Origin of the sequence: uncultured Phenylobacterium sp., assembly GCF_902826855.1 — a bacterium.
In the GTDB taxonomy this organism is placed as follows: Bacteria; Pseudomonadota; Alphaproteobacteria; order Caulobacterales; family Caulobacteraceae; genus Phenylobacterium.
In genome coordinates this window covers 1-6,660 of sequence record NZ_CADEGK010000224.1, presented here as the reverse complement: position 1 = coordinate 6,660, position 6,660 = coordinate 1, and the positions used below count along the sequence as shown (strand labels likewise).

General features: G+C 64.1%; 4 protein-coding genes. 2 read left to right on the top strand and 2 right to left on the bottom strand.

Features of this window, described 5'->3' with window-relative positions:
• Positions 1-27: 27 nt before the first annotated feature.
• A complete protein-coding gene (locus tag QZV94_RS21500) occupies positions 28-1,950 on the bottom strand; it encodes a TonB-dependent siderophore receptor (RefSeq protein WP_293681759.1) in 1,923 nt (640 codons plus the stop codon).
• A 123-nt stretch (positions 1,951-2,073) separates the two neighbouring features.
• Between QZV94_RS21500 and QZV94_RS21495 the strand changes: the two genes are divergently transcribed.
• Complete coding sequence (locus QZV94_RS21495) at positions 2,074-2,295, top strand: hypothetical protein (protein ID WP_293681757.1); 222 nt, start codon at positions 2,074-2,076, stop codon at positions 2,293-2,295.
• A 746-nt stretch (positions 2,296-3,041) separates the two neighbouring features.
• Positions 3,042-3,521, top strand: a complete 480-nt coding sequence (locus QZV94_RS21490) for a MarR family transcriptional regulator (RefSeq protein ID WP_293681754.1) — start codon at positions 3,042-3,044, stop codon at positions 3,519-3,521.
• A gap of 309 nt (positions 3,522-3,830) precedes the next feature.
• Here the strand turns inward: QZV94_RS21490 and QZV94_RS21485 are convergent, their stop codons facing one another.
• A complete protein-coding gene (locus QZV94_RS21485) occupies positions 3,831-6,464 on the bottom strand; it encodes a TonB-dependent receptor (RefSeq protein ID WP_293681751.1) in 2,634 nt (877 codons plus the stop codon).
• Between the last annotated feature and the right edge of the window lie 196 nt (positions 6,465-6,660).

Below are 6,660 nucleotides of genomic sequence, written 5' to 3'. Positions count from 1 at the left end.
GGAAATATAATGGTCAGGACAGCGAAATCAGCGCCTTACTTGGGAAATGTGGGTGAAGGTCGATCCGGTCTGTCCGCCGTAGTCCTCGAACCGGGCGGAGCCTTGGATGTTGATCGCGTCGCTGATCGGAATGTTCACCTCGCCGAACAGCGCGTAGACGTCCTGCTCGAGCTTCAGCGGTATGTTCTGGCCCAGGAAGATATAGGGGCCGGTCTTGAAGGCGCAGTTGGTCACCCCGGGCGTCGGGCAGGGTGTGATGTTGGCGTTGTAGAAGTCGCTGCCCAGGCTCTGGTTGTAGTCGAGCTTGCGGTACTGAGCGCCCAAAGCCCAGCCAACCTGACCGCCGCTGAGGGTGATCGGCAGTTGGCCGTTGATGACGGCGTCGACCACGAAGGTTTCCTGCTCTGCGCGGAACACCTGTCGGTCGAACAGCGAGGCCACGAGAGCCGGGCTATTGGCATTGGCCGGGACGAAACCCGGGTTAGTAAGGCCCAGGGCCGGGTTCCCGGGATAGGCATTCGAGAACGGGTTGAAGTACTGGCAGCCGTTGGCGCCAGGTGTCGTGCCGGTGCAACCGATGCCGCCGAGGCCGTTCAGCGCCCGCTGCAGTCGGTCGATCAGGATGTCGGTCGTCTGCTGGTCCTGCTTCTCCTGAATGTACGTTACGCCAAGGTCGTAACCGATGCCTGCGAACCCCGTGTCGCCTTTCAGGGTCGCCGATATCCGCAGCTCCTCGTATTTGCGGCTGCCCTTCTGCCCGCCGAGCCCGCCCGTGGACGGATTGCCGCCGTTGGCTAAGGGCCGCCACAGAGTCGCCAGCGCGTTGCCGGCCACGCCCACGAGAGCCCCATTGCCCGTCTGGGTCAGGAACGTGTTGAACCCGGGATTTGACGACGGGATGCTGTAGACGTTCACGCTCCCGGGCCCGTTCGGACCGGAGGTGGGCGGATAGCCCGACGAGAAGCGCATGCGGGGAATCGAGGTCTGCGTGTAAAGCGCCTCGACGTGGAACTTGCCGGTTTGGAAGACGTCGGCGTTGAATTCACCGTAGATCTGGTAGCGGTCTTCCTCCTCAACCAGGTTGTCGAAGGGTATGTAGCTGAAGTAGCAGGCAGGTGTGGTGCCGGCGAAGTTTGGCGTGCCGCCGACCGCGGCGCAGTTGGCGTCAACCGCGAAGCCAAGGGCCGTCGTCCCGGTGGCCCCACCGCGGATGGTATAGGCGCCGGGGTTGCCCAGGACCGACCAGCCGGACGGGTTTTCTAGGTAGGGGGTTTTCGTGAAGTCGCGGTCTGTGTCACTGAGCTCGGAACGGCGCTGGTAGCCCACGCTGATCAGGACGTTCGACGTATCACCCACCCAGCCATAAAGGAGGCTCGCGGTGTAGTCCCCGTCGGAGCCCGGCACGTAACGATAATCGGCCGCCAATTCCAGACCCGAGAAGTTCTTGCGGGTGATGAAGTTGGCCACCCCGCCGATCGCATCGGAGCCGTAGGTCGCCGCCGCGCCGTCCTTGAGGATCTCGACCCGTCCGATCGCCGCGACCGGGATCAGGTTGGTGTCGGCGGTGCCCCCGGCAAAGCGGCGTCCATTCACGAGCACCAACGTACGTTGGGCTCCTAGGCCTCGAATGTTGATGGTGCCGCCCCCGGAGCGACCCGACGCGGCGACCGAGAACTGGTTCGAATCCCCGAGCACAGGCCCGCTGATCGGCAGACCCTTGATGATCTCGAGAATGGATGGCTGACCGCGGCGCTCCAGCTCCTCCTGGCCAATGACGGCCACGGGAATGGCCGTGTCCTTCGGCGTTCCCGCGATGAAGGAGCCGGTGACGACCACTTCCTCCACGGTCGACGGCGCGGCGGCAGGCGTCTGGGCCTGGGCGGGGCCCGCGAGCATGAGCGCGACCAAGGCCATGCCTGAGGCGCTGGCATAGTAATGACGTTCAATCATCTGGTCTTGTCTCCCCCGCCGATGACGCATCAAGCTGTTGTGGACGCCTGTATGCGCCAAAGTTTTTCACGGTTTGGACGGGAGCGCCACGCTTCAATTTTAAAAAACTAGGGAGGAGCCACTGTGGCCCGTCTGCTCCTTCGATCGCGGGCCGGAGCCCGACGGTTCTGCTGGGCGCAGGGTTACAACGCCGACGTCACCCTGGCCGATCTGCGGCATCGCGGCATCGCGGCATCGCGGCATCGCCGCCGTTATCCCACCCAGGCGCAAAGGCAAGTCCATGCGGGATCGGGATTCGACGCGGCCCCGATCCTCAAGGTGGTCCCGAAGGCTGTCGGCGCGTAGGTTCGATCGGCGAGCACCGCCGCTGGGGCCTGGCCGTGCAGCATCGCCGGCACGGTGACTTTGCCCAGCAGCGATCACGAAGCTCACGGGGCGGCCCAGGCCGTCGCAGGCCATGTGCACCTCGGTGGTCAGTCCGCCTCAAGAACGATCGAGGCGCCCCTTTTGAGCCGGAGCCCTGACCTGTCGTCGCCTGCTGGTGCGCCCGCACCAGGCCGAGTCCAGCATCGGTACTGATTGACCCGATCCTTCGTCATGTCTGGTCCCGGTGTGTGGGACGCAACCCTGGTGACTAGGATCTTCGCCACAAGAGCCGTAGGTTGATCCTGGAGATTTCCCTCAAAGTCGTTTCCTTGGATTTGCGCGGTCAAGGCGACAGCAGTTGGGCGCCGGATGGGACTATGGATTGAGCGCTTCGCCGCCGACCTTGTCGAAGTGGCCAGCCGTCAAAGGTCGGGGTGCACGTTATCGGGGGCGGCCTTGCGGACTCGTGTCGGAGCCCCAGGTGGCCCCGGGTTCCTTCCGCTTCCTAACACTAGTCCATATTGTGCGCGCAGGGAGCCCGCCGGAGCGGCTAGAATCATGGGGCTTACTCAAGCCCGAGAGGCACCTCGCGGAGGCTCCAGAGCCCGGCGCTGCGGGCTTGCTCAAGCCTGCAGGGTCAGACAGACTCCCCCTTCCCGCTGAGGGCATACCCTGTCGCCTGGAGCGTAGGTGATAGTTTGTCTATTTCGAGCGAATTGAGGGCCATGAAAGCTTCGCAACGGGAGCGGGTCAAGCACCCGTTAGGGGTCGCCACGCATCTGGAAGGGCCCGGGTTCATTATTTCTGACGTCACCCGCCTCATGCGCAGAGCCTTTGATCGGAAGGTCCGGGACCTTGGCCTCACCCGTCCTCAGTGGCGGGTCCTGGTCTATGTGCTCGACAACGAAGGCCTATCTCAGTCGGAACTCGCACGGCGTTTGGAACTCGAGCGGGCGCCGCTCGGGCAATTGGTGCGGGCGCTTGAAAGCCTACGGTTGGTAACGCGCCGACGCTCGGCTCAAGATGCCAGAGAGTGGATCGTGGAGGCCGGCGAAAAAGCGAATAGCGTATTGCCCGAACTCACGGCGGCGGCAAGTTGGCTGAACCAAGTTACCTTCCAAGGCATCACTCGTGCCGACCAGCAGACCCTCCTTCGGCTTCTGGAGCGAATGAGATCGAATCTGAGTTTCGAGCTTGAGCGTTGAAGAGTGGCGTTTGGCGTCGAGATGACTCGGGCTCAGACTGCGACGGCCTCAACTCACCACTCAACAACGATCCCGCGATGCGGTGAAACGGCGAGCGTACGGGGCGTACGCCGCCGGACCATCTTAGGGGCAAGTAGGGCTCTGGCTGGACGCGACTTCCTCCTTGAAGGAGAGTCAGCCGGTGGGGCGGTCAACGTCGACGGGGACGTCGACGGGGCGAGGCCCCGCCGACGCACCATCCTCGCTCAACTCTTGTAGACCGAAGGTCTCAACAGCAAGCCGCTGCGGGTTACTCCCATGCTCAAGGGATCAGAAGTTATAGCGCAGTTCAAGCGTCCACACCCGCGGCGGCTGCAACGACAGAAGTTCGTAGAAGTTGTTGTTTGGCCCAAGGGTGGTGAAGGCCGTCGGGATCTCCTTGTCGAACAGGTTCCGCACCGAGCCGATGATCTCGTAGCTCTTGCTCGATGACGTCCAGGAGACGCGGGCGTTGGTCTGCGCCGCGCCCTTCACGAACCAGTGCGGATTGTTGAACAGCGAATTGTAGAAGCTGCTGTGCCAATCCTCGACGACCGACACCGTCAGGTCGCCCGGTTCGAAGTTGAAGGTGTAGCTGACGCTGGCGGCGATCTTGTGCCGCGGCGAGCCGGGCAGGCGGTTGCCGGCCAGGTTTTGCGCGCCCGCTTGACCCGGCACCGGATTGGCGCCGGGTTGGACGCCCATGGGATCCGAGAAGTCGACGAAGCAGCAGGCCTCTTTGATTTTGTTGTTGATGTAGGCGTAGTTGGCCATGATCAACAGGTTTTCAACCGGCGCCCAGCGGGTCTCGAGTTCGACGCCATAGGCGCGCGACTTCGGGATGTTGACCAGTTCGTTGATGATGATCGGCGGACTGACCTGCGTCACGCGGCCGTTCAGGGTCTGGAGACCCTCGTAGTTATAGTAGTACAACGCGGCGTTGATCTGCAGGGCGCGACCGAAGTCCTGCTTCCAGCCCGCCTCGTAGGCGTCGATATGCTCGGAGCCCACAGTTGCGCCGGGCGCTAGCTGGCCTAGGTTGAAGCCACCCGACTTGTAGCCCCGCGAGTAGCGCAGGTAGAGGTTGGTGTCCTCGCTTGGGCTGTACTCGACGGCCGCGGTGCCGGTCACCGCCGACCAGGAGTCCTTCAAGTTCCGCTGTCCGGGGCACGGCCCCTGAGTGGCCGTGACCGGGCTGACCGGGCGGATGCCCTGCGCCGCCGCGGCGGCGGTGGTGCCCGCGCCGTTGCAGCTGCCGAACACATAGTCCTGCACGAATTGGCCGGCGAGCGGATGGCCCGCCGGATACCTCGGCCACCCCGCGACCCCGGCGCCGAGCAGCACCGCATCGAGGCCCGCGGCCGTTGCCTGATCAGCCAGGACGATCTGGGTGATGGCTTCTTGGAACTCGTAACCGCGCTTCTTGTCCTTCGAATAGCGAAGACCGGCGATGAAGTGCCACTGGTCGTTAGGCCGGTAGTCGACCTGTCCGAAGGTGGCGTACGACTCGGTGTTCAGGTCCCCCTGGAATTCGTAGAGCAGGCTCTCCGGATTTGCGACCGGGCGCGACGGCACGGCGCCGATCGCAGTCTGGAGGCCCGAGGTGAAGAAGTTCGACGCCGGGAACAGGTAGTCGGTCGTCTGGACGAGCCCCGTCTCCCCGAAGACCGGCACATCGAAGTGCTGAGTGATCTTTTCGCGGAAGTAGTAGGCGCCGGCCAGCCACTGGATCGGACCATCATCCGTGGAGGTGACGTTGATTTCGTGGCTGAACGTCTCCCCGGTTTGGTCGGTGCGGTAGGCAATGTCGTTGCGGGCGATCGTCGTGCCGCCAAACAGCCCGGGCGTACGGAAGTTGGGGTCCCCCGTCGCATCGCCGTCGATGAAGTTGTTGTTTTCATATTCGGTGTAGCCGCCGAGGTACTTCACGTCGAAGCCGCCGCCATGCCAGACGAGCTCGCCGATCACCTGGTGGTAGTCATGCAGGTGGTTGTCCGTCGCCCGGTTGGCGAAGAAGGCGCGATGGTCCTTGATGCCGGGGTTCTGGTCCGGCTTGAAGCCGGTGAACACGTTCGGGACGATCAGCGGGAGCAGCGACCACTCGCTGATGCCGACCTGGTCGCGCGGGCGGGTGTGGTTGTCGATGTTGACGTAGCGCAGCCAGCCATCGAAGCTCTCGCCGAGGTCGAAGTCGGCCTGGAGGTTGATGGTGCGGCCGTGGCCGGTGCCTTCGCCTTCGTCACCCACGCCATCGAGGTTGGCCTCGGTCACCGGCAGCACGGTGGCGGTGTTCAGCAGGGGACCGGCGCCGTTCGGGCCGCCCGGCACTGATCCTGCGGAGGGCGGGGGGAGGGTGTTCTTGTAGTAGCCTTGCTCCTGCTGGAAGCCGGTAATCTGAGCAGAGAGGCGAAGGTTATCGTTCACCGGTCCTGACACGCGGGCCTCGAACGTGACGCCGGAGTAGTTGTTGTAGGTGGCGCGAACCTCGCCGTTGTAGTCCTTGTCGGGCCGACGGGAGATGACGTTCACCGCGCCGCCGATCGAGTTGCGTCCGTAAAGGGTGCCCTGCGGCCCGCGCAGGATCTCGGTGCGGTCGATGCCGAGGCTGGAGGCGTTCACGCCGGCGGCGCTGCCGACGTAGAAGCCGTCCTGATAGACCGCCACGCCCTGGTCGGTGCCGAGCGAGCCGGTGATGCGGCCGACGCCCCGGATTCTGATCCGGTCGGCGCCGGGGGAGTAGTTCACCCCTGGCGTGAAGTTGAACTGATCCTGCGCCGTCACAATGCCGGTCTTGTCGCGCATCTCGGCGGTGTAGGCGGTGACGGCCACAGGCACGTCCTGCAGATTTTCCGCCCGCTTCTGGGCGGTGACCACCAACTCACCGATGGTTGGACCCTGGTTGGCCGCCTGTGCCCATGCGCTCATCGGTGCCGCAGCCGCTGCGGCCGAAAGCAGAATTGTACTGGCCGAGCACGCAAGCGCGTGCCGCCGGATGTCGCTTGCAACCTTCATGATATCCTCCCGAGCCAACTGTCTCTCTGGACAGTGTCCTCGAAGGACCGTTGAGCACGCATTGGGCCTGGCGGCGGCCGGTGATGGCAGCGGCGGCCACGCCTCTGCC

Bases quoted from the DNA above. Each gene is read 5' to 3' on its own strand.
- QZV94_RS21500 (WP_293681759.1), bottom strand. From the start codon at position 1,950: ATGATTGAACGTCATTACTATGCCAGCGCCTCAGGCATGGCCTTGGTC.
- QZV94_RS21490 (WP_293681754.1), top strand. From the start codon at position 3,042: ATGAAAGCTTCGCAACGGGAGCGGGTCAAGCACCCGTTAGGGGTCGCC.
- QZV94_RS21485 (WP_293681751.1), bottom strand. From the start codon at position 6,464: ATGAGCGCATGGGCACAGGCGGCCAACCAGGGTCCAACCATCGGTGAG.